Here is an 813-nt window from a genome sequence, read left to right as displayed (position 1 = left end):
GCATGAATTCATGCGGGCTTTTTAAACTCTGTGGCCTGGTCAATAACCAAGCGCACAAAAGAAAACGCCCGGTTGAAAAAAAATCAACCGGGCGTTCCTTGCTGTAAGAGCCTGACGATGTCCTACTTTCACACGGGAATCCGCACTATCATCGGCGCTAAGTCGTTTCACTGTCCTGTTCGGGATGGGAAGGAGTGGTACCAACTTGCTATGGTCATCAGGCATAACTTGTTGACAGATTGTCCAAAGAACAATCCATCGAATTCATAGAGTAAATCAGCTTGTATTTAGATTCGCACAGCTGCTGAGCTATGCTTTTTGAATGCGTCAACTTGGCATAACAACTTCGAATTAATCAAAGTTATAGGGTCAAGCCGCACGAGCAATTAGTATCAGTTAGCTTAACGCATTACTGCGCTTCCACACCTGACCTATCAACGTCCTGGTCTTGAACGACTCTTTAGGGGGCTCAAGGCCCCGGCAGATCTAATCTTGAAACGAGTTTCCCGCTTAGATGCTTTCAGCGGTTATCTCTTCCGAACTTAGCTACTCGGCAATGCCACTGGCGTGACAACCGATACACCAGAGGTTCGTCCACTCCGGTCCTCTCGTACTAGGAGCAGGCTTCCTCAAATCTGCAGCGCCCACGGAAGATAGGGACCAAACTGTCTCACGACGTTTTAAACCCAGCTCACGTACCTCTTTAAATGGCGAACAGCCATACCCTTGGGACCGGCTACAGCCCCAGGATGAGATGAGCCGACATCGAGGTGCCAAACACCGCCGTCGATATGAACTCTTGGGCGGTATCAG

2 rRNA genes are annotated in these 813 nt (G+C 49.2%); both read right to left on the bottom strand.

The annotated features are described in order from the left end of the window. Positions 1–109: 109 nt before the first annotated feature. Positions 110–222: ribosomal RNA gene (rrf, locus tag AC1DWI_RS25045) — 5S ribosomal RNA — on the bottom strand. A 143-nt stretch (positions 223–365) separates the two neighbouring features. Then, positions 366–813 (bottom strand): 23S ribosomal RNA (locus tag AC1DWI_RS25040); the annotation flags it as partial.

This window comes from Polaromonas sp. P3_C2 (genome assembly GCF_056402675.1).
This window is presented reverse-complemented; position numbering and strand designations above follow the sequence as displayed.